Annotated in this window: 16 protein-coding genes; 8 read left to right on the top strand and 8 right to left on the bottom strand. The window is 72.2% G+C overall.

All coding sequences use genetic code 11. From position 1 onward, the window contains the following. Positions 1-60 precede the first annotated feature (60 nt). Positions 61-501, top strand: coding sequence for an organic hydroperoxide resistance protein (locus EJV46_RS15465; protein WP_131549589.1), 441 nt, complete (start codon positions 61-63; stop codon positions 499-501). On the opposite strand, the gene EJV46_RS15470 is transcribed toward EJV46_RS15465, so the two are convergent. Continuing rightward, positions 502-2,280, bottom strand: a complete 1,779-nt coding sequence (locus EJV46_RS15470; RefSeq protein WP_131549590.1) for an aminopeptidase P family protein — start codon at positions 2,278-2,280, stop codon at positions 502-504. Positions 2,281-2,433: 153 nt separating this feature from the next. On the opposite strand from EJV46_RS15470, the gene EJV46_RS15475 reads away from it, so the two are divergent. From EJV46_RS15475 to EJV46_RS15490, 4 genes are all read left to right on the top strand, one after another. Further along, positions 2,434-2,763, top strand: a complete 330-nt coding sequence (locus tag EJV46_RS15475) for a DUF1127 domain-containing protein (protein ID WP_165585564.1) — start codon at positions 2,434-2,436, stop codon at positions 2,761-2,763. Between the two features lie 156 nt (positions 2,764-2,919). Then, positions 2,920-4,146 carry an MFS transporter gene (locus EJV46_RS15480; protein ID WP_165585565.1) on the top strand — a complete coding sequence of 409 codons (1,227 nt, stop codon included), beginning with the start codon at positions 2,920-2,922 and terminating at the stop codon, positions 4,144-4,146. 76 nt (positions 4,147-4,222) lie between these two features. Continuing rightward, a complete protein-coding gene (gene moaA / locus EJV46_RS15485; protein WP_240782582.1) occupies positions 4,223-5,212 on the top strand; it encodes a GTP 3',8-cyclase MoaA in 990 nt (329 codons plus the stop codon). Next, complete coding sequence (locus EJV46_RS15490; RefSeq protein WP_131549594.1) at positions 5,212-5,568, top strand: hypothetical protein; 357 nt, start codon at positions 5,212-5,214, stop codon at positions 5,566-5,568. Before moaA ends, EJV46_RS15490 begins: the two co-directional genes overlap by 1 nt. Before the next feature lie 46 nt (positions 5,569-5,614). On the opposite strand, the gene EJV46_RS22885 is transcribed toward EJV46_RS15490, so the two are convergent. Then, a complete protein-coding gene (locus tag EJV46_RS22885) occupies positions 5,615-5,842 on the bottom strand; it encodes a hypothetical protein (protein WP_165585566.1) in 228 nt (75 codons plus the stop codon). Positions 5,843-5,892: 50 nt separating this feature from the next. Here EJV46_RS22885 and EJV46_RS23075 point away from each other — a divergent pair, with 50 nt between their 5' ends. Together EJV46_RS23075 and EJV46_RS15495 are read left to right on the top strand one after the other, a co-directional pair. Further along, the gene (locus tag EJV46_RS23075; protein ID WP_206020831.1) at positions 5,893-6,726 is read left to right on the top strand and encodes a carbon-nitrogen hydrolase family protein; all 834 of its coding nucleotides are present in this window, start codon (positions 5,893-5,895) and stop codon (positions 6,724-6,726) included. Further along, positions 6,723-7,493 carry an NAD kinase gene (locus EJV46_RS15495; protein ID WP_206020832.1) on the top strand — a complete coding sequence of 257 codons (771 nt, stop codon included), beginning with the start codon at positions 6,723-6,725 and terminating at the stop codon, positions 7,491-7,493. Before EJV46_RS23075 ends, EJV46_RS15495 begins: the two co-directional genes overlap by 4 nt. 124 nt (positions 7,494-7,617) lie before the next feature. On the opposite strand, the gene wecB is transcribed toward EJV46_RS15495, so the two are convergent. From wecB to EJV46_RS15520, 5 genes are all read right to left on the bottom strand, one after another. Beyond that, positions 7,618-8,841: a non-hydrolyzing UDP-N-acetylglucosamine 2-epimerase gene (gene wecB, locus EJV46_RS15500; protein WP_131549596.1), complete on the bottom strand. Its 1,224-nt coding sequence runs from the start codon at positions 8,839-8,841 to the stop codon at positions 7,618-7,620. A 129-nt stretch (positions 8,842-8,970) separates the two neighbouring features. Next, entirely contained in the window at positions 8,971-12,717 is a 3,747-nt protein-coding gene (locus EJV46_RS15505) for a cellulose biosynthesis protein BcsC (protein WP_131549597.1), read from the bottom strand. A 25-nt stretch (positions 12,718-12,742) separates the two neighbouring features. Further along, the gene (gene bcsA / locus EJV46_RS15510; protein WP_165585567.1) at positions 12,743-17,281 is read right to left on the bottom strand and encodes a UDP-forming cellulose synthase catalytic subunit; all 4,539 of its coding nucleotides are present in this window, start codon (positions 17,279-17,281) and stop codon (positions 12,743-12,745) included. Continuing rightward, on the bottom strand, positions 17,278-18,087 hold the full coding sequence (locus tag EJV46_RS15515; RefSeq protein ID WP_131549599.1) for a ParA family protein: 810 nt from the start codon (positions 18,085-18,087) through the stop codon (positions 17,278-17,280). Before EJV46_RS15515 ends, bcsA begins: the two co-directional genes overlap by 4 nt. A gap of 7 nt (positions 18,088-18,094) precedes the next feature. Further along, on the bottom strand, positions 18,095-18,610 hold the full coding sequence (locus EJV46_RS15520; RefSeq protein WP_165585568.1) for a hypothetical protein: 516 nt from the start codon (positions 18,608-18,610) through the stop codon (positions 18,095-18,097). Positions 18,611-19,024: 414 nt separating this feature from the next. Here EJV46_RS15520 and EJV46_RS15525 point away from each other — a divergent pair, with 414 nt between their 5' ends. Beyond that, complete coding sequence (locus EJV46_RS15525; RefSeq protein ID WP_206020833.1) at positions 19,025-19,909, top strand: sulfurtransferase; 885 nt, start codon at positions 19,025-19,027, stop codon at positions 19,907-19,909. A 3-nt stretch (positions 19,910-19,912) separates the two neighbouring features. Here EJV46_RS15525 and EJV46_RS15530 read toward each other — a convergent pair whose 3' ends face one another. Then, the gene (locus tag EJV46_RS15530) at positions 19,913-21,091 is read right to left on the bottom strand and encodes an alpha/beta hydrolase (RefSeq protein ID WP_131549602.1); all 1,179 of its coding nucleotides are present in this window, start codon (positions 21,089-21,091) and stop codon (positions 19,913-19,915) included. Positions 21,092-21,099 lie beyond the last annotated feature (8 nt).

Here is a 21,099-nt window from a genome sequence, read left to right on the forward strand (position 1 = left end):
GCCCGACTCGTCCCCATGTCCGATCGGCCCTCAGGGCTAGCACGGCAAGGAGACCGACCCATGGTGGATAAGATCAACCCGCTCTACACCGCCCATGCCTTCGCGACCGGCGGCCGCAACGGCCACACCCAGTCCGATGACGGGCTGGTCTCGGTGGACCTCTCGGTGCCCAAGGCGATGGGCGGCCCCGGCAAGGAAGGCACGGCCACGCCCGAGCACCTCTTCGCGGCGGGCTACTCCGCCTGCTTCGGCGGCGCGATCGACTTCGTGGGCAAGCAGCACAAGAAGGACGCCTCCAAGGCCAAGGTCTCGACGGCGGTCTCGATCGGCCCGCGTGAGGCCGGCGGCTTCGGCCTCGCCGTGGAACTGACCGTCGAGGACCCTTCCCTCCCGCAGGCCGAGCTCGAGGCGCTGGCGAAGGAAGCGCATGAGAAGATCTGCCCCTATAGCCACGCCACGCGCGGCAATGTGGACGTCAAGCTGACCGTCAGGGGCGGCTGATCACGCCTCCAGCGGCGCGCATTCCGCCGCGAGCCACGCCCGGGCCGCCTCGTCCAGATGCGGCCCGACCTCCTCCAGCACCCGCGCCTGATAGGCGTCGATCCAGCGCAGTTCGGCGGGCGTCAGCAGCGCCGGCTCGATCAGAGCCCGGGCATAGGGCGCCAGCGTCAGCGTCTCGAATTCCAGGAAGGGACGGACCTGGTCGGGCTGCGGCTCGGCGGGGCGGGCCAGCAGAAGGTTCTCGATGCGGATGCCGTACTGGCCCGGCAGGTAGTAGCCGGGCTCGTCCGACAGGATCATGCCCGCCCGGATCGGCACCACCTTCGCCGCCCGGCTTAAAGCCACCGGCCCCTCATGCACCGAGAGGAAGCTTCCCACGCCGTGGCCGGTGCCGTGATCGTAGTCCAGCCCGGCCTCCCAGAGCGGCCGTCGCGCGACGGCGTCCAGGTGCGGCCCCGCCACCCCCTCGGGAAAGCGCAGCGTGCCGAGCGCGACATGGCCGCGCAGCACCGCCGTGTAGCGCGCCCGCAGCCCGGCCGGCGCCGGGCCCGGGCCGCTCCAGAGGGTGCGGGTGATGTCCGTGGTGCCGTCGGGGAACTGGCCGCCGCTGTCGATGAGGTAGCACTCGTCGGCGGCGATGGGCCGGTCGGTGGCCTCGGTGACGCGGTAGTGGACGATGGCGCCGTTCTCGCCGGCGCCGGAGATCGCGGGAAAGCTTTCCCCCGTGAAGCCCGGCACCTCGCGCCGGAAGGCGAGGAGCCGCTCGGCGGCCGACATCTCGGTCAGCCCGCCCATCGGCGCCTCGGCCGCGAACCAGGCGAGGAAGCGCGCCACGGCCACGGCATCGCGCGCATGGGCATTGCGGGCGCCCTGCTGCTCGGTCGGGTTCTTCGTGGCCCGGGGCAGGCGGCAGGGGTCCTCGCCCGCGGTCACGGTCGCGCCGGCCGCGCGCAGGGTGGCGGCGAACCAGGCGGGGGTGAGGTCGGGGTCGATCCGCACGGTCTGGCGGGAAAGCTCCTGCAGCGCGGCCGGAATTTGCGAGCGAGGCTCGACCGCCACCCGGTTGCCGAGCCAGGCGCGGGTCTCGGCGGAGACGCGCTCCGGCGCATTCAGGAACATGCGGACCGAGCCGTCGGCGCGCAGCAGCGCCGTGGCCAGCGCCATTGGCGTATGGGCGAGGTCGGCGCCACGGATGTTCAGCAGCCAGGCGACGGAATGCGCATCCGCCAGGACCGCCGCCGCCTCGCCCGATCTGCGCAGTTCGGCGGCGGCGGCCTCGCGCTTCGCCTCGGCGGTGGCGCCGGCGTGTTCGAGCGGGTGCGGCACCACGGCAGCCACGGGCGGCGCGGGGCGGTCGCGCCAGATGGCGTCGATCGGATTGGGGCTGAGCGGCACGAGCTGCACGCCGGTGAACCGCTTCAGCGCGACCTCGCTGTGCAGCCAGGGATCGTAGCCGATGCGGCGGCCCTGGGCCTGGGCGCGCAGCCAGCCTTCCGGGGGATCCTCGGTGACGTGGCGGCGTTCGAAGAGGCCGCCGTCGGTCTCGGCCTGGACCTGGGTGGTGTAGCGCCCGTCGGTGAAGATCGCCGCCTGGTCCGCCAGGATCGCAGCCATGCCGGCGCTGCCCGTGAACCCGGTGAGCCATGCGAGGCGCTCGCCCGAGGGCGGCACGTATTCGCCGAGATGCTCGTCCGAGCGTGGCACCAGAAAGCCATCCACCCCCGCCGCGGCTAGGATGGAGCGAAGGGCGGTAAGGCGGGCGGAATGGTCTGGCGGCATGATCCTCGATCCGTCAAAAATGCAGCATTTCACAATTTGTCATGCTTGCAGAGCGCATCTGAAATCCAGGCTTCGCGCAAGTTTTCCACAGTTTCACGTCCTACATACCCCGTCGCAGGGCAGGTGGCTGCCCGCCAAGACGGAACCGCTATCATGAACGCCCGCATCATCTCAGCCGAAGCCGCGCTGCTGATGCCCTTAGCCCCGCGCAACGACAAGGCCGACGAGATCGCCCGGATCATCGACGAGGCGCGCCGCGCCCGCGACGCGGCCCTCGCCGCCCGCCTCAGTGGCTTTTTCCGCGGCCTGCGCGACGCCCTGGCCGCCATGCGCGCCCGCCGCGAGACGATCGAGCAGCTGAGCGGCCTCACCGACCGGGAACTGGCTGATATCGGCCTCTTCCGCAGCGGCATCCCGGCGGCCGCCCATGCTTCGGTCCCGAGGCCGGCCAACGACCGCGCCGAGGTCCGGCGCGCGGCCTGATCTCCGGCGGCCGGGGCGCGCACCCGCGCTTCGACCCCTGCGGCCCGGCTTGCTCCTCCGCAGGGCTGGGCTGACGGACTGCGTTGCAGCAGACGCATGACGGCCCCGGCGTTCCATTCGCTTGTGCAGCAAGGAGGCCTCCGGTCTGCTTCGGGGATGCAAAGCGCCGAAGCCTCCGCTCGTTCCGCCAAGACCGTGCTGCTGATCGCGCTGATCGCGGCCTCGGCGACATCGAGCCTCGGCATGGGCATCCGCCAGACCTTCGGCCTGCTGCTTCTTCCACTCGCCTCCGAGAATGGCGTTGCGCCCTGGGCCTTCGGCCTTGCAGTGGCGCTGCACAACCTCGTCTGGGGGCTGGCCCAGCCCTTCAGCGGCGCGATGGCCGACAAATACGGTTCCGGCCGCGTGATGGCGGCCGGCGCCGTCTTCTATGTGATCGGCTGCGGCCTGCCGGCCCTCTTTCCCTCCAATGCGACCGTGCTCCTGGGCATCGGGCTGTTCTCCGGCCTGGGCGTCGCCAGCGCGGGCACGGGCCTCGCCCTCGCCGCCATTGGCCGGATGGCGCCGGCGGCCAAGCGCGGCGAGTATATCGGCATCGCGAGCGCGGGCGGCAGCCTCGGCCAGGCGGCCATGGTGCCGCTGGTGTTCCACGCGATCGGCTGGATCGGCGCCACGGGCGCCATGGCCATGCTCGCGCTCTCGGCCCTTCTCATCATCCCGATCGCCCGGAACATCGAGTGGAAGCCGACACCACGGATCGGCCCGCCCGCCGCCGGCCTGCGCGGCCTGCCCGGCCTCGCCCGCAACGCCCTGGCCGACCGCGACTTCGCCCTGCTCACCGGCGGCTTTTTCGCCTGCGGCTTCCAGTTGGCCTTCCTCACGACGCACCTGCCCTCGCACATCGCCCTCTGCGGCCTGCCGGCCAGCATCGGCATGACGGCGCTCATGATGGTGGGGCTGTTCAACATCCCCGGCTCCTGGCTCTGCGGCTGGCTCTCCTCGCGCATCCGGCCGGAGAACGGGCTGGGCTGGATCTACCTGGTGCGCACCATCGCCATCGCCATCTTCGCCTATACCACGCCCACCGAATGGGGGACGATCGTCTTCGCCGCCGTGATGGGCTTCGTCTGGCTGGGCACGGTGCCGCTGACCTCGGCCGCCATCGCGCGGCGCTTCGGCGTGGCCAATCTGGGCGCGCTCTACGGCGTCTGCTTCTTCAGCCACCAGATCGGCGGCTTCCTGGGTGCCGGATCGGGCGCGCTGCTGATGGAGACGGTGGGCAATTACAATGCCTTCTGGCCGGTGATGATCGTGGTGGGCATCTTCGCCAGCACGCTGAACTGGATGACGCGGTCGCCGGACCAGCGCATGGCCGCGGCGTAAACCTCGGCGGGGGTTGCAACCGCGGCCCCGCCCGCCCCAAATGACGATGTCACGAGATTCCGGGGCTCCAGCTTCCATGATCGATCCGTTCGGTCGCGACATCTCCTATCTCCGCGTCTCCGTCACGGATCGGTGCGACCTTCGCTGCGTCTACTGCATGGCCGAGGACATGACGTTCCTGCCGAAGGCCGAGGTGCTGAGCCTGGAGGAGCTGGATCGCCTCTGCGGCGCCTTCATCGACCTTGGCGTGCGCAAGATCCGCCTCACGGGCGGCGAGCCGCTGGTGCGCCGGAACGTCATTTCGCTCGTCCGCAGCCTCGGCGCGCGGCTGGGCCATGGCCTCGATGAACTGACGCTGACCACCAACGGCACACAACTCGCCCGGCATGCGGACGATCTCGCCGCCGCCGGAATCCGCCGCGTCAACGTCTCGGTCGACACGCTGGACCCCGGCACCTTTCGCGCAGCGACACGCTGGGGCGATCTCGACAAGGTGCTATCGGGCATCTTCGCCGCCAAATCCGCCGGGCTGCATGTGAAGATCAACGCCGTCGCGCTGCGCGGCGTGAACGAGGGCGAGTTCGACCGCATGCTCGCCTGGTGCGGCGAGCACGGCTTCGACCTCTGCCTCATCGAGACCATGCCACTCGGCGAGACCGGCGAGGACCGCACGGAGCAGTTCCTGCCGCTCAGCCTCGTCCGCGCCAAGCTGAAGGAGCGCTGGACGCTGAACTCCACCGACTACGTGACCGGCGGCCCCGCCCGCTACTACGACGTCGTCGAGACAGGCACGCGCCTCGGCTTCATCACGCCGATGACCCACAACTTCTGCGAGAGCTGCAACCGGGTGCGGATCACCTGCACCGGCAAGCTCTACATGTGCCTCGGCCAGGACGACGACGCCGATCTCCGCGTCCCGCTCCGCGACGAGGCGCTCGGCGAGGACGGGCTGAAGACCGCCATCCTGGAGGCCATCACGCGCAAGCCCAAGGGCCACGACTTCATCATCGACCGCCGCCACAAGGCCCCCGCGGTCGCTCGTCACATGAGCGTGACGGGGGGCTGATGCTGCAGGATCTCGCGACCCGCCTCACCTTGCCCGGCCTGCCGGAATGGACCGGCCTCGTGGCGCTGCTGGTGCTGCTGCTGCTGGCGTTCTGCCTCGTGGTGATGCCCTTCTCGGTCTTCGGGGTGAAGGGCCGGCTGGACAATATCGAGGCGCAGCTGGACGAGATCCGCGCCGAGTTGCGCGTCTTCGCGGCCCGCATGCCCGAGGCGCGGCGGCCCGACTGGCGCGGCGATGCCGGGATCGACCTGCCCACGCCCCCCGCGCGGTCCGACCCCTCCCCGCCGTCCGAGCCGCATCCGGCGATCTATCCGGGCGGGCGAGCCGAGCCGAAGATTTCCTGGCCCAAGCGGTAGATGCTGCCTGGGCTGATCGCAGCCTCCCTCTTCGCCGCGCCGCCCTCTACGTCACCATCGCGAACAGCCCGCGCGACGCCTGCTCGAGGATCGCGCGCGGCCCATCCAAGGGAAGCCCTCCTGCAAGCGCGGCTTCGCTGCGATCCTTATCGCGATGCTCGCCTTCCTGCCGGGCCGCGAGCCGCGCGCTCGTCGAGAAGCGGGCTATCTGCACCTGGCGCGCGTGGCCCTCGGCGTGCCCGGCACCATGGCCATGCCGTGGGGCTGCCGCCATGCCTGAGGCGCCGCTTTGTGCGAACCGGGTTCTGTGGCTTGATGGCGTCCATGCGCATCTCCGCCATCCAGATGAACCAGGGCAGCGACAAGCCAGCCAATCTCGACCAGGCGCGCCGCCTGATCGAGGCCGCGCTGGACGCCGATCGGCCGCATCTCGTCACCCTGCCCGAGACCTGGACCAATCTCGGCGGCGGCCGCGAGGCGCGGGCCAATGCGGCGGAGGTGCTGCCGCCGGTGGGTTCGAATGAGCCGGGCGGCCCGGCCTACGAGATGCTGCGCGACATCGCGCGCAAGGCACGCATCCACGTTCACGGCGGTTCCATCATCGAGCAGGGGCCGGAAAAGTTCTTCAACACCACCGTCGTCTTCGACCCGATGGGCGCCGAGATCGCGCGGTACCGCAAGATCCACCTCTTCGACATCACCGGCCCGGACGGCACCGGCTACCGCGAAAGCGCCCTCTATGGCGGCGGCAGCGAGATCGTCACCTTCCGCGCCGGCGACGTCACCCTGGGCTGCACCATCTGCTACGACATGCGCTTCCCCGAACAGTACCTGGCCCTGCGCCGCGCGGGCGCCGATGTCATCTTCGTGCCGTCCAACTTCACCCTGATGACCGGCAAGGACCATTGGGAGGTCCTGCTGCGCGCCCGCGCCATCGAGACGCAATGCTGGATCGCCGCCGCCGCCTCGCACGGCGCCTACGAGGAGCGCGGCGCGATGCGGCAGGTCTATGGCCATTCGCTCATCGCCGATCCCTGGGGGCATGTCGTCGCCAAGGCGAGCGACGGCACCGGCTGGTGCACCGCCCGCATCGACCCCGCCGTCACCGCGCGCGTCCGCCGCGACATGCCGGTGCTCGAGCACCGCCGGCTCGCTTGAGCGACGCGCCCCGCATCGCCTTCCTGGCCGCGGCCACCGAGGTCGCGCAGACGGCCCGCGACCGGCTCGTCGCCATGTATGGCGAGGCGCAGCCCGGCGAGGCCCATTTCATCGTGGCCCTCGGCGGCGACGGCATGATGCTGGAGACGCAGCACCGCTTCCTCGGCCGCAATGCGCAGATCTACGGCATGAATCGCGGCAGCGTCGGCTTCCTGATGAACGAGTACCGCGAGGAGGATCTGCCCGCCCGCCTCGCCGCCGCCCAGGCCGCGCAGCTGCACCCGCTGCGCATGCGCGCTCATTCGATGGACGGGAAGACCCACGCCAGCCTCGCCGTCAACGAGGTCTCGCTGTTGCGGCAGACCCGCCAGACGGCCAAGCTGCGCATCCTCGTCGACGGCAAGGAGCGCCTGCCGGAGCTCATCTGCGACGGCATCATCGTCGCGACCCCCGCGGGCAGCACGGCCTACAACCTTTCGGCGCATGGCCCGATCGTGCCGCTCGACGCAAACCTGCTGCCGCTGACGCCGATCTCGGCCTTCCGGCCGCGGCGCTGGCGCGGAGCGCTGCTGCCCTCGACGGCGCGGGTGGTCTTCGAGGTGCTGGAGGCGGAGAAGCGCCCCGTCTCGGCCACGGCGGACTACACCGAGGTGCGCGACGTTCGCCGCGTGGAGGTGCGCGAGGACCGCAGCATTACGATGACCATGCTGTTCGATCCGGACCGGAACCTGTCCGAGCGCATCATCTCGGAGCAGTTCACGGTTTGATGTGCCCTCAGACACCGGGCGCGCGCCCCGCGCGCTTGGCTTCGCCGCACGACCGGCGGCACCGGGCCGGGAAGTGGAGTGGCGGCGCCGGCCGCTTTGCGGCCGGTGAGTTGGAAAGGGCCGCTTAAGACTCCGGCACGCGGATCGACAGTTCCCGCAGCATGGGCTGCACCGGCACCGACCGTGCGGCCGTTCTCGGCGCCGGTGTCCGGACCGCCAGCGGCAAGGTGATCGCCGGCTCCCGCCCGCCCTCGGCCAGCAGCGCCTCCACGATGCGTGGCGCGGCCCGCCCATCACCATAGGGATTCTCCGCCCGCGCCATGGCGCGCCAGGCGCCCTCGTCGTCCAGGAGACGGCCGGCCTCGCGGAGCAGCGTCGCGCCGTCGGTGCCCACGAGCCGCGCCGTGCCGGCCGTGATCGCCTCCGGACGGTCGCTCTCGTTGCGGGTAACGAGGACCGGCCGCCCGAGGCTCGGCGCCTCCTCCTGCACGCCGCCGCTGTCGGTCACCACCAGATGCGCCCGTCGCATCAGCCAGACGAAGCCCGCATGATCCTGCGGCGGCAGCAGGTGCACGTTCGGCAGGTGTCCCAGCGCGGCCCGCGCCGGCCCCTCGGCGCGCGGGTTGAGGTGCAGGGCGAAGACGACCTCGACCTCCGGCCGCGCGGCCAGGACCGCGACCGCCCGGGCGATCCGGCCGAGCCCGCCCGAAAAATTCTCGCGGCGATGGCCGGTGACGAGGATCAGCTTCCGCGCCGGATCGAGGAAGCCGAAGCGCGCGGCCAGCGCCGGATCGCGTTCCACGCGCGCCGCCACCACCAGCAGCGCGTCGATGCCCGTATTGCCCGTGACGGCGATCGCCCGCGGCGCGATGCCCTCGTTCCGCAGGTTCTTCGCTGCCAGCGGCGTAGGCGCGAAATGCCGCGTGGCGAGGCGGGCGACGAGGCTGCGGTTCACCTCCTCCGGCCAGGGCGCCAGCGGGTTCCAGCTGCGCAGCCCGGCCTCCACATGGCCGACGCGCACGCCGGCGTAGAACCCGGCCAGCGCGCCGGCAAAGGCCGTGGTCGTGTCGCCCTGCACCAGCAGCCAGTCGGGGCGGAGGCTGGGCAGGAGCGGCGCGAGCCGCTCCAGGGCGCCCGCCGTCAGGTGGGTGAGCGTTTGGTCCGGCCGCATGAGCGCGAGGTCATGGTCCGGCTTCAACCCGAAGCCGCCGAGCGCCTGGCGCAGGAGGTCGCGATGCTGGCCGGTCGAGACCACATCGCAGGTCATGCCCCTTGCGCGCAGCGCCAGGATGACGGGGGCCAGCTTGATCGCTTCGGGGCGCGTGCCGAGCACGCAAGTGACGCGCATGCGCGCCACTTAACCGCTGGCATTTGCCGAACGCCATACAACTCAGGCGTGTCATGCAAATAAATTACTCTCACAATTACATACTATTCCGAGGAAATATTTAGATCCCCACTCGAACGATTGTCAGGTTCAGAATCGCCCGTTCAGCCGCAGCAGAACCCGCGTCTCGTCGTAATCCGCCGATTTGTCGTAGCGGAACATGGCGCCCAGGTTGATCCGCGGCGTGACCGCGTAGTCGACATCGCCACGCAGGCTGCCCACGAAGGTCTGGCGGCTTTGCCCCGGCGTGCTCGTCAGCACGGTCGGATCGGTCTGCGATCGGGCCACCACCTGCTGCTGCAGCCCCGGATCGTTCGGGTAGAGGGGCGCCGCCGACTCGCGGAACACCGCGTAGCCCACCGTGCCGCCCATCCGGTAGCTGAAGTCGCCCGAGCGCCCCCGATAATCCACCGGCACGTTCACCGAGGTGAAGGTCTGGGGGCTGAAATAGCCACCGTTGCCGAGGGTGAAGGCGCGCTGGTTCTGGTCGTAGCCGAAATAGACGAGGTCCGTCCCGATGGTCAGGCCCTCGGTGATCGAGCCGATCACCGGATAGGCGAAGCCGGCGCCGGCCTCCACGCGGTTGTTGTCGGCCACGTTCTGGCCGACGAAGGTCGAATATCCGCCGCCGACATAGGCATAGCCCGGCCCGACCGGAATCTCGACCTGCGCGCGCCCGCCCGAGCGCACCACCGCGCCCCAGCTGCGGCCCGACACGCTGTCGCGCAGCCCCGCCCAGGACAGCACGCTGTCCGTCACGGAGCGCCTTTCGCCGGTCAGCCGCAGCCGGACGCCGCCGATCTGCGGCGCCACCTCCAGCCCGCCCAGGATGGTCGTGGTCGGGAAGCCGAGCGGCGAGGAGCCGATGTCGGCGCGGAAGACGTCGCCGCGGCGGTAGGTGGCGCCGAGGCCCACGCCCGCCGCGGTGGTGCGCGGCGTGGCGCTCGTGCCGCTCGCTGCATTGGTGCCGTAGCGCTGCAGGGTGTTGCGGTCGGTCGCGATGCTGGAGGAATCCAGCGAATAGCCCGTCACCGTCGCGGTCAGCCGGCCGCCGATGCCCGGTGGCGTGACCTCGGCCTCGGCCGTGCCGGAGATCTCCTGCAATCGGTCCAGCCCGCGCGTGCCCGAGCGCTGGCGCAGGCCGGCGGTGAGCGTGGCGCGGCCGGCATTGACCGCCTCCAGCGAGGCCAGCTCCTGCGAGATCTCGCGGGCGATGCGGTCCGTCGGCTGGACCACGGCCATGCGCCCGTCGACGGTGGGCAGCGGCACGGCGGCCCCCGGCCGGACGAAGGGGTTCTGCAGACCGCCCGGCGTGGTGGTGGTCACGCCGGAGGGCAGCGCCGCGACGCGGCCGATCTCGGCCTGACGCTGCGCCTGGGCGGTCTCCAGCGCGCGGCGGGCGCGGTCGTCCTGGTCGAAGGCCCGGGCGATGCGCGCCTCCATCAGCGCGATGCGGCTGTCGTTCGGGAAGAACTCGCGCCCCTCGGCCAGGAGTTGCTCGGCCTTGCTGCGCTGGCGCAGCGCGAGGGCGGCGCTGACCGCGCCCTGCCGCGCGTCGAAGTTGCGCGGGCTGCGGGCCAGCACGCCCTCGGCGATGCGCAGCGCCTCGGCGGGCTCGCGCGCGCCCTGGTAGAGGCGGGCCAAAGCGAGGTTGGCGTCGACATTGCCCGGGTCGCGCTCCAGGGCCGGGCGCAGCCGCTCGAAGGCCTGGGCCTGCCGGCCCTCGTCGTTGAGCCGGTCCGAGGCGCGGACGGCGATGCCCGCGCGCAGCGAGGCGACATCGCGCCGCTGCTCGGGCGTGAGCGTGCCTGCATCCGCCTGGTCGGCCAGCGCCAGCGCCTCGGCCTCGAGCCCGGCGCCGAGCAGCGCCCCGGCGATGGCGATGCGGACCGGCGCGCCGCCGCGATTCGCGGCCTCGCCGACGCGCGCGGCCTCGGCCGCGCCGAAGCGCTCGTTCGCGTCGCCGAAGGCGCGGATGACGGCGGCGGCCGTGGCGCCCGAAGGGTCGGGCCGGGCGGCGATGGTCAGCAGCTGCGTGCGCGCCTCGGCGCGGTTGCTGGCCATCATCGCGGCCGCGCGGCTCACGTCGCGCTGGGTGCGGATGCGGGCCTGGAGCTGCGACATGTCGCGGCTGCGTGATGTCGGGGGGATTCGGTTCAGATAGGATTCGGCATCGGCCAGCCGGTTGTCCTCGTCGGCGAAGAGCGCGGCGGCGAAGAGGCTGTCCGCGCGCGGATCGCGGGCAACCTGCTCCTCCATGACCGAGCGGCCCTCGGCGGCGCGTCCCTGCCGGCGCAGGGCGCGGGCGAGGTCGAGCCGCGTCCAGGGGTCGTTGGGCTGTTGGGTGAGCGCCTGGCGCAGCAGCGCCTCGGCGACCACCGGATCCATCGAGCGGTTCGCCTCGGAGCGGAGCTGACCGCCGGCGCCGATCGACTCCGCAGCCTCACCGGCGATGCGCGGCGGACGCTGCACCGCAGGAAGCTCCGCAATGCGACCCTGGCTCCGCAGCGCCTGGTTCAGCCCGTCGCGCGCCGGCGCGAAGCCAGGGCGGCGCGAGAGCGCGGTGCGGAAGCGCTGCTCGGCGGCGGGGGCGTCGCCCCGGCGCAGCGCGATCTGGCCGAGCAGCACCTCGACATCGGTGCGGTCCTCCACCTGCCGGCGGGCGGCGCTGCGGGCGACGGCGTCGGCGCCCTCGATGTCGTTGCGGCGGAGCGCGGCGCGGGCCTCGGCGAGCTCCAGCCCGTAGCTCGCGCCGTCCAGCGCGCCCTGCCATTGCTGCGCGCGCGCGGGATCGGCGGCGACGGCGCGCTCCAGGAGCTGCCGGGCCTCGGCGGCGCGGCCCTCGCGCAGGCGCACGATGCCCAGGCCGCCGAGCGCGTCAGCGTCGCGCGGATTGGCGGCGAGGGCGGCCTCGAAGCGACTGGTGCTTTCACGCAGACCGGCCGCGCCGCCGGTCTCGAGCGCGGCGAAGCCCTCCTGCCGGAGCCGCGCGCCAGGGTCAGGCGGCGCGGCCACGGCGGCGGTGCGCGCCGTCTCCATGGCGCGGCGCAGCTCCGGATCGTCGCCCACGCGCTGGAGATAGGCCTGGATCTGCGGGACGTTGGCCGGGTCGGCGGCGCCCCAGATCAGCGCCTGGCGCCAGGCGCGGCGGGCCTCGGCACCGACCTCCGGATCGCCCGCTAGCGCCTGCAGCCGCGCGATGCCGTCGGCCCGGGTGGCGGGCTGGAAGGTCTGGTTCTGGGCGAAGGCGAAGCGCGCCCGGGGGGTGGCCGTCGGGCTCTGGGCGAGGCGCGCCAGGCCGGCGCGCCCGGCCTCGGCCCCGGCCTGGGTGGCGGCCAGCGCCAAATAGTATTCCTGCGCGAAGGCCGGAGTCGGCCCCTGGGCGCCGAAGATCTGGCGGTAGCGCGCGGCGGCCGCCTCGGCCTGGCCCTCGCGGGCGAGGCGGCGCGCCTCCTCGATCGCGGCGCGGTCGATGGCGGCGCCGCGCAGCGCGTTCTCAGCGACCGCGCGCTGCTCCTCGGTGGCGCCCGCCTCGCGCAGCCGCGTGGCGATCGCGGCGGCGCCGCTGCGGTTGTTGCGGGCGGCCTCGACGCGGGCGGCCACCGCAAGCGCGGCGGTGTTGCGCGGCTCGGCGGCCAGCGCGCGCTCGATGGAGGCGGCGGCGAGATCCGGGCGGTCCTGCGCCAGCCAGCGCTCGGCCTGCCGGATCAGGACATCCACGGCGCGCGCCGGCGCCTGAGCCGTCGCGGCCGGATCGGCGGCGACGGTCTGCGTCTGGGCGGCGGCGGAACCCAGTGCGGCTCCCCCGAGCAGCAGGGCCATAGGCACGGCGCGCATACAAAATCCCCCGTCGGGAAGAATCTCACGAAGGCGTGCGTCCTCGCAACCGCGAAAGCGAGCGGCGGCGCAGCATCCAGAAGAAAGGAATGCCGATGAGCGCGGCGGAGGCCAGCAGCAGCAGCATGACCCGCTCCGGCCGCTCGGCCAGCCAGACCTGCGGCCAGAGCCACCAGGGCAGCCGGCCGACCGAATAGGGCGCCTGGGTGCGGAAGCTCTGCATGACGCCGCCCGAGAACAGCGCGACATCGCCCTGGATCCGCGGCGCGAGGACCGGATCGCGCAGCGCGGCGACGAGCCCGCCGATCGCGACCGGCGTCACCCCGGTCAGCGCCACCACGGAGCGGCCGGATTGCAGCGGGCTCTCGGCCCCCAGCAGCATGGCGAGCCCCTCCCCGCCGCTCTCGTTGACGGCGGCGCTGGCCCGGCCGCGCTCGGCGCCGTTCGGCGCGTCGAGGAAGAGCGCCCGCGCGTCCTGCAGCGCATCCGGCAGGGCCAGGGTGAGCCGGTCGCCCTCGATTCGCACCGGCGTGTCGCGCAGCAGCGTGTTGAGCGCCGGATTGCGCCCGATCGTGCCGATGACGAGCAGGTCGCGCGCGGCGACGGATTGCAGCCCGCCCGGCGTCACCACCTGCACGCCGGTCGAGGCCAGGCCGACGGTCGCGGCCAGCTGGCCGACGAGGTCGAGGAAGGCGGTCAGCTCCACCGGATTGGCGCGCTCCGGCACCACCACGGCCGTGTTGGAGAGGTCGGCCATCCGCGTGAACGGGAAGCCCGAGGAGGCGAAGAAGCCGAGATTGGGCAGGCGCGCATGGCGATACGCGCGCCGCAGGTCCACCGTGCTGGTGGGCTCGATCGCGGCCCGCACGTCGGCCGGCACCGCCACGCAGTCGCCGCGCGCCATGGGCCGCATGTCGAAGCGCAGCTGCAGCTCGTCGCGGCCGAGGATGAGATAGGGCGGGATGCTCACCCGGCCGCTGCGGATCTCGGTGCCCGTGCCGACGCCCGTCTGGTCGGAGACCCAGTCCCAGGCCGCGCTCAGCGCCGGGACCAGCGGGGGATCGGCCAGCCGGAAGGAGCGCAGGTAGACGCCCGAGACCGCCGCATCCAGCCGCGAGGTCGCGACGTCCACCACGGGGCCGGGCGGCGCGCGATAGGCGAGCGTCAGCGGGAAGCCGCGGTTGCGCCAGGTCAGGATGTCGGGCGCGGTGCGCAGCGGGACGCGGACGGGGCCAGGTGCATAGCCCTGCGACTGGAGGTCCTGCGCGGAGACGAGGCTGCCCAGCTCCACCGCCCGGTCCGTGCGGATCCAGCGCGGCGCGTCATAGGGCTGGCGGCCGGGGATGGAGGGCGCCACCACGCGCGCCACCTCGCCCGAGAGCGCCGCGCGGGCCGCGACCAGCGACTGCGCGGCGGCCACCGCCTCGGCCTCGCTGCGGCCGCCGATGACGAGCAGCGTGCCGAAGGCGTCGGTCGGATTGGCGATCAGCGCCAGCGTCGGCCCGTCCATCCGCGGCAGGGACACGCCCGGCACGGAATCCACGCCCACCGCCACCACGATGCCGTCACCCCGCTCGGGCGCCACGCGGGACACCGGGAAGGTCGCGCCGCGATAGTCGGCCTGCACGGCGAACCAGGAGGCCGCGATGGCCGCCGCGCGCAGGCCGGCCGGCCCAAGCGTCTCCGGCAGGATCATCGGCAGGGTCACGATGCCCTGGAGGATGCGCCGGTCGAAGAGCGGCTCCGGCAGCCGCGCCAGCTCGCGCTGCGGCGGCAGGCGCTCGATGCGCATCTCCACGGCGGAGAGGTCGGAGATGGTCGCCCAGAGCAGGCCGGAGAGCGGGTCGTTGCACTCGGTCGTGTAGCGGCCGGCGAAGCGGAAGTTCAGCCGGTTCACCTCGGCGAAGAAGAGCGGGTCAAGCGGGAACTCCATCGGGCCGAAGGTCTGGCGCGCGGAATCCATCGGAATGGTGCCGACGGCCTGCTCGTTCAGCGTGATGGCGATCTGGCTGAGGTTCGGGATGAGCTGCGGCGAGGCCGCGCCTCCCACCGTCATGCGCGCCTGCGTCACCACCTCGTCGCCGCGCAGGCCGAAGAGCACGCCCTGAAGGTCGGAGATGCCGCGCAACTGCATCGGGCCGGAGAGCCCGAGCTCGCGCAGCGTCCGCGTGACGATCCGCGCCCCGGGCGGTAGCGCGTCGGGCGCCGCCGGATCGGACGCGGCCGGGACCGGGGCGAGCGCCGCCGCCGTCGGCAGGGCCGGGTCCGCCGGCTGTGCCGGCCCCTGGGCGGCCGCCGGCGCGGCGAAGGCGAGGCCGGCCGCGAGCAACAGGGCCGCCACGGTCTCCACTACCGGCCGCCCGCGGGTGACCGGCCGGCGCGGCGCGACCACGTCGGACACGCGCGGCGCCTGCGGCTTGGCGGGGCCGACGGGCTTGGCGGCCCGCAGAATGCCGAAGCGGTACTTGCGGAACACGGCATCGGCCGTGGCGAGGACGACGTTGAGAAGCGAGCGCAGCGGTTTGTCCTCGGGCCAATGGTCCCAGTAGAGCCAGGCGTCAGGCCGGCCGAAGAAGGCGCGCACCACGGCGGCCTCGGCGGCGATGTCCTCGATGACGAATTGCAGATAGGCCTCCTGCCCATCCCAACGGATCACCTCGGCCTCGAGCTGAACCGTGTCGCCGCCGGTCTCGAAGCAGACCTGGACGTGGTCCCCCTCGGCGACGCCGAGCGCGCGGTCGAGGATAAGCCGCGCGCCGGAGAGCGAGAGGTTGGCGCTGTGCGCCGCCAGCAGCTCGCCGCCCGGCAGGCGGATGCTGGCCGGCAGGTCGGCCTCGACGCGGGCGCGCACGCGGGACTGCTCGCGCTCGCGGCCCACGGCCACGCTGGCGGAGAGCGGGATCAGGCACATGCCGGCCCAGATGGTGTTCAGCAGATAGGCGTTGCCCTCGATCGTGCCGAACTCGCTGGTGAAGCTGCCCCAGAGCCCGATGAGGAAGCCCGCGCCCAGCAGCACCAGCATGATCAGATTGGGCAGCACGGCGCGGAAGTCGAGATAGCCCGCCTCCAGGATGCCGCCCTTGTCCGTCACGTTGAACTTGCCCTTGGAGGGGTCCCACAACGTCAGCAGCGTCACCGGCAGCAGGGGAACCGCCAGCGAGGCTTCGTAGATCTCCGACCAGAAGGAGTGGCGGTGCTTGCCGTTCAGCCGCGCGGTCGTGGCGACGGCGTGGAACATGTGGCTGCCCGCATAGGCGATGATGGCGAGCGGGCTCGCGGCGATCACGCTTTCGCCGAGGAAAAGGAAGGCCAGCGGCGAGGTGAGGAAGATCACGCGCGGCAGGGCGAAGAGGAAGCCGAATCCCGCGATAAAGTAGCAGAAGCGCTGCGCCCATTTCAGCCCCGGCGCGAAGAGCGTGTTCTCCGTCCGCATGATCTGCAGCATGCCGCGCGCCCAGCGCAGCCGCTGGCCGATGTGCAGCGCGAGGCGCTCGGTGGCCAGCCCGGCCGCGAGCGGGATGCGGAGATAGGCCGTGTGCCAGCCCTTCTGCTGCATCTTCAGCGCGCAGTGGCAGTCCTCGGTGACGGTGACGTGCGGCACGCCGCCCACCTCCTCCAGCGCCTCGCGGCGGATGACCGCGCAGGAGCCGCAGAAGAAGGCGGCGTTCCACATGTCCGAGCCGGGCTGGATGGCGCCGTAGAAGAGCAGCCCTTCATTGGGCACGAGGCGCTGGCGCGCCAGGTTCCGCTCGAAGGGGTCGGGCGAGTAGAAATGGTGCGGCGTCTGCACCATGGCGATGCGCTTGTCGCGCTCCAGCCAGCCGAGGGTCAGCTGCAGGAAGGCCCGCGTCGGCGCGTGGTCGCAGTCGAAGATCGCGATGTACTCGCCGTCGGTGTGACGCATCGCGTGGTTGAGGTTGCCGGCCTTCGCGCCCTTGTTGTCCGGCCGGATGATGTAGCCGCAGCCCGCCTCCTCGGCGAAGTCGCGGAATTCGGGGCGGCGGCCGTCGTCGAGGATCCAGACGTTCAGCCTGTCGCGCGGATAGTCCATGTTCATGGCCGCCAGCACGGTCGGCCGCACGAGGTCGAGGCTCTCGTTGTAGCTGGGGATGTAGATGTCCACCGTCGGCCAGGTCTCGGGATCGGCCGGCAGCGGCACCGGCTTGCGGTCCAGTGGGTAGGAGGTCTGGATATAGGACAGCGTCATCAGGATGCCGGCGAAGAGCTCGGCGCCGAAGAGCCCCGAGCCCAGCACGGTCTGCAGCAGGGAGTCGAATTCCAGCGTCTCCGTCGCCCGCCAGAAGAGATAGCGCGAGCTGATCATCACCGACATCACGACGAGGACCATCCCGGCTTTGCGGGAGTCGCTGCGGTTCAGGACGAGGAAGGCCGCGATCCCCGCCAGGGTCAGCCAGACCTGCCCCTCCTCGGCCATGGGCGTGGTGACGAAGAAGAAGGCGCCGAGCAATCCCAGCGTCATGGCGCCGAGGCGCTTCAGCTTCGCGGCGCGCGGCACCGGGCCGGGGAAGGTCTGGACGAACTCGGAAAAGCGCGCGCCGCTCAAGGCTGCCTCCATTCGAACAGGCCCTGATAGGTCTGCGGATCGGCGCCCGGCAGCCTGACGCGCTTCACGATCGCGTCGGCGAGGAGCTGGAAATCCTCGCCCGCCCCTTCCTCCCCCTCGACCAGCATGCGCCTGTCGGCCAGGGCCTCGGCGAGGGCCTGGTCGCGGCAGACGGCGCCGATCAGGCGCTTGCCGAGCGCCGCCTGCGCCATCTCGACCACGGCGTCGGAGAGCGGCTCGGCGTCGTCCACCTGGTTGAGTACGACCACGGCGCGATCGGCCGAGCGGCTGGCCAGCGTGCCGCGACCGAGGAAGCGGTTGCTGGCGATCTGCGGGATGATCGCCGCGCTGCCGCCATCGGCCAGCAGCACGAGGACCAGCAGGTCGAGCATCGAGGTGACGGCGGTCAGGGCGGCGTTCGGCCCGGGAGGGCTGTCCACGATGACGATGTTGTCGGGCGTCGCCAGCATGTCGCGCACGGGGTCGGCGAGGAGCGCGGGCTCCTGCGTGAGGGCCACGGCGAGCTCGAGCGTGCCCAGCGGGTCCTGCGGGCCGAAGGGCAGCAGCCGCACGCCGGATTCGGTCTCCACCACGCAGTCCCGCCAGAGCGGGCGCGACGGCAGGCTGGACAGGAAGCGCCCCTCCTCGCGGATCGAGACGCCGAGATGCAGCCGCAGCGCGTTCTGCGGATCGAGGTCGAGGGCGATCACCTTGTAGCCGCGCCGCGCCAGGATCGCGGCGACATGGGCGGCGATGGTGGTTTTACCGACCCCCCCCTTGGGCGAGGCGAAGGCGATCAGCGGCATGCGTCGCTCACAGCAGGTCCCCGGGCCCGCGGCGGCCGGTGCGGGCACGGCGCGGGCGTATTTCGGTGGAGATCTCGTCGAGCAGGGCGAAGCGGCGCGGGGCCCCGGGCGGCTTCGGGGGCGGAGGCACGGCCGCGGCGGCGGCCTCTGCGAGCAGCCGCAGGCCGGAAGGGCGGGCCGGAGGCGGCGTCCGGGACCAGCTCGGCGGGTCCGGGATGGGCTCCGGCGCGGCCTGCGGCAGGGCGCTTGCCGGGGCGTTCGGTGGGGCGGCGGCGGCCATGACGGGCGCCGCCGGCTGAACCGGCGCCGCATGCACCTCCGCATGCGGGGCGAGCGGCGGCAGGGCTGGCATCGGCGCCGGCGGGGCGGGCGGCTCGTTCTCCGGGGCCAGCACCCATTCGGGCTCGCCGGGCGCCGGCTCCGGCAGGATCGCCGGCGCCTCCTCGACGGGGCGCTGCGCCGCATCGAAGACGATCGGCGGAAAGGCCACGTAGCGGAAATTCCGGAGGCCGCTCGCCTTCATGACGTTTGCGATCTCGCGCTCCAACCTGCCGGTCCCCTTCCTGGCGCCTCAGCCGCGGCGCTTGGCCGTCCATCCCCGCTAAGCGGCGGAGCCGACAGCATACTGCCCGGGTGTTGCAGCACGCCGGGCGGATTCGCGCCAATTCTTGACGGCTGCCTCCTGGTGGACAAAGGCGGCGCGGCATTCTCCGCAACGCTCCAGGGAGCGACCGGATGCGTTCCGTCATGATCGGGCGGGACGGGCCCGGCCCGATGGCCTGGCGATATGCGCTGGAGAGCGGCTGGCAGGATGGGCGCCGCTTCGATCCGACGGCGCTGGTCGGCCGGAGCTGAAGGCGGTCGAAGCCGTACCCCGAGCTTGCAAGCGGCCGGAACCGGCCCAAGCTCCCGCGAAACATTCCCGGAGGATTCGTCCGTGTCGACCACCGCCCGCTACGCCCACCCCGAGGCCATCGTCAGCACGCAATGGCTCGAGGAGCACCTTCGCGATCCGTCGCTTCGCCTCTTCGACTGCACCACCTACCTGCTCTACGAGACGGGCACCGGACGGCCCTATCGCGTGGAGAGCGGACGCAGCGACTACGAGGCCGCGCGCATCCCGGGCTCGGCCTTCCTGGACCTTCAGGCCGAGCTCTCCGACCCGTCGAGCGGGCTCAACTTCACCATGCCGGCGCCGGAGGCCCTGGCGGCGAGCCTCGCCGCGAAGGGCATCGGCAGCGGGACGCGCGTCGTTCTCTATTCCCGCAAGAACATGCAATGGGCCACGCGCGTCTGGTGGATGCTGCGCGCCATCGGCTTCGACGAGGCGGCGGTGCTCGATGGCGGCTTCGACAAATGGCAGGCCGAAGGGCGGCCGACCGAGACGGGCAGCGCGGACTACCCGCCGGCCGCCCTCGCCGCCCGGCCGCGCCCGGGGCTGTTCGTCGGCAAGGCGGAGGTGAAGGCAGCCATCGGCGACGCGGGACGCTGCACGATCAACGCGCTCGCCCCGGACCTGCATAGCGGCGAAAATCCGCGATATGGGCGGCCCGGCCGGATTCCCGGCAGCGTCAACGTGCCGGTTGGGTCCCTGGTGGATCCGGAGACCTTCGCCTTCCGGCCGCCCGAGGAGGTGGCCGGAGCCTTCGCTGCCGTGGGCGCCGACCGGTCGAAGCGGATCATCCTCTATTGCGGCGGCGGCATCGCCGCGACGCTGGACGCCTTCCTCCTGCATCAGGTCGGCCATTCCGAGCTGGCGGTCTACGACGCCTCCATGAGCGAATGGGCCAGGGACGAATCCCTGCCGATCGAGCGCGACTGACCCTCAGTCCGAGCGCCCGTCCCGTCGCCGCGGCGCCCCCTGCCCGCGCAGGAAGTCCAGCAGCAGCCCCACGGTCGCCTCCGGCTGTTCCTGCTGCACCCAGTGGCCGGCCCCCGGCACAAGATGGGCGCCGCGCAGATCCGCGCAGGCCGTGGCCTGCATCGCCTCGAAATCGCCGGGCTTCTGGTACACGCCCCAGTCGCTGGCGCCGGCGATGTAGCAGGACGGCACCTCGATGCGCCTGCCGGCGAAGAGCCGCATCTCGGCCGCGGCCAGCCCACTCGTCGTGCAGCGGTAGGATTGCAGCCCGCCCTGGAACCCGGTGCGGCCATATTCCATCGCATAGACGGCGAGATCCTTCTCCGGCAGCCAGCCGTTCGCGGCCACCTCGGCCGCGCCGGGCATCTCGGCAGCCACCGTCTCCGCCATGCCGAGGCCGGCCGGCATGATGTAGTAGGTCGGCATCCTCGCCAGCTCGGATGCGGTCCAGGCCGAAAGGCGGAAGGGCGTGTTGGCCGCCCAGTCGGCGCTCTTGTGGTGGTAATAGGCGCGGATGAAGTTCGCGAGGCCCTGCCGCGCGTGCCACATGTTCTCGTTGGCCTCGCGGGTCGAATAATACCACTGGTAGTGCTTGCGCGGCGGATCGAGCCGGCCGAGCGCCTCGTTCATCCCGCCCGAGGCCAGGCCCGCGGCGGCTTCGGGCTGCGGCTGCTCGCCCCTCGGCCAGGGGCGCGGGCCGCCATAGGGCGCGCTCATCAGGGCCACGGAACGGAAGACGTCGGGGCGCGAGATCGCGCAATTGCCCGCGACGGGCGAGCCGAAGTCGTGGCCGATCACGCTCGCGACCTCCGTGTGGCCCAGGGCCGCCACCAGGGCCAGCGCGTCGCGGACGTAGTTGAGCGGTCCGAAGCTCTGGATCTCGCCGTCGAAGCTGGCGGTCCAGCCGGTGGTGCGGCCATAGCCGCGCTGGTCGGGTGCCACGACGTGGTAGCCGGCCTCGGCCAGCGGGACCATGACATGACGCCAGGAGAAGGCGAGCTCGGGGAAGCCGTGCAGCAGCAGCAACAGCGGCCGCCCGGCCTCGCCGGCCTCGAGCAGGTGCATGTCGAGCCCGTTCACGTGCCGCAGGAGGCGGGCGCGAACGCCCGGGGGAAGGTGGGCCGCGTCGAGCGGATCGTGCATGGAATCGT

The sequence above is a fragment of the Roseococcus sp. SYP-B2431 genome (assembly GCF_004336745.1).
GTDB lineage: Bacteria > Pseudomonadota > Alphaproteobacteria > Acetobacterales > Acetobacteraceae > Roseococcus.

Coding starts and splice junctions, on each gene's coding strand:
- EJV46_RS15530 (WP_131549602.1), bottom strand. CDS start 21,091: ATGCACGATCCGCTCGACGCGGCCCACCTTCCCCCGGGCGTTCGCGCC.
- EJV46_RS15480 (WP_165585565.1), top strand. CDS start 2,920: ATGCAAAGCGCCGAAGCCTCCGCTCGTTCCGCCAAGACCGTGCTGCTG.
- EJV46_RS15465 (WP_131549589.1), top strand. CDS start 61: ATGGTGGATAAGATCAACCCGCTCTACACCGCCCATGCCTTCGCGACC.
- EJV46_RS15475 (WP_165585564.1), top strand. CDS start 2,434: ATGAACGCCCGCATCATCTCAGCCGAAGCCGCGCTGCTGATGCCCTTA.
- EJV46_RS15515 (WP_131549599.1), bottom strand. CDS start 18,087: ATGCCGCTGATCGCCTTCGCCTCGCCCAAGGGGGGGGTCGGTAAAACC.
- EJV46_RS15505 (WP_131549597.1), bottom strand. CDS start 12,717: ATGCGCGCCGTGCCTATGGCCCTGCTGCTCGGGGGAGCCGCACTGGGT.
- EJV46_RS15470 (WP_131549590.1), bottom strand. CDS start 2,280: ATGCCGCCAGACCATTCCGCCCGCCTTACCGCCCTTCGCTCCATCCTA.
- EJV46_RS23075 (WP_206020831.1), top strand. CDS start 5,893: ATGCGCATCTCCGCCATCCAGATGAACCAGGGCAGCGACAAGCCAGCC.
- EJV46_RS15520 (WP_165585568.1), bottom strand. CDS start 18,610: ATGAAGGCGAGCGGCCTCCGGAATTTCCGCTACGTGGCCTTTCCGCCG.
- moaA (WP_240782582.1), top strand. CDS start 4,223: ATGATCGATCCGTTCGGTCGCGACATCTCCTATCTCCGCGTCTCCGTC.
- EJV46_RS22885 (WP_165585566.1), bottom strand. CDS start 5,842: ATGGCGGCAGCCCCACGGCATGGCCATGGTGCCGGGCACGCCGAGGGC.
- wecB (WP_131549596.1), bottom strand. CDS start 8,841: ATGCGCGTCACTTGCGTGCTCGGCACGCGCCCCGAAGCGATCAAGCTG.
- EJV46_RS15490 (WP_131549594.1), top strand. CDS start 5,212: ATGCTGCAGGATCTCGCGACCCGCCTCACCTTGCCCGGCCTGCCGGAA.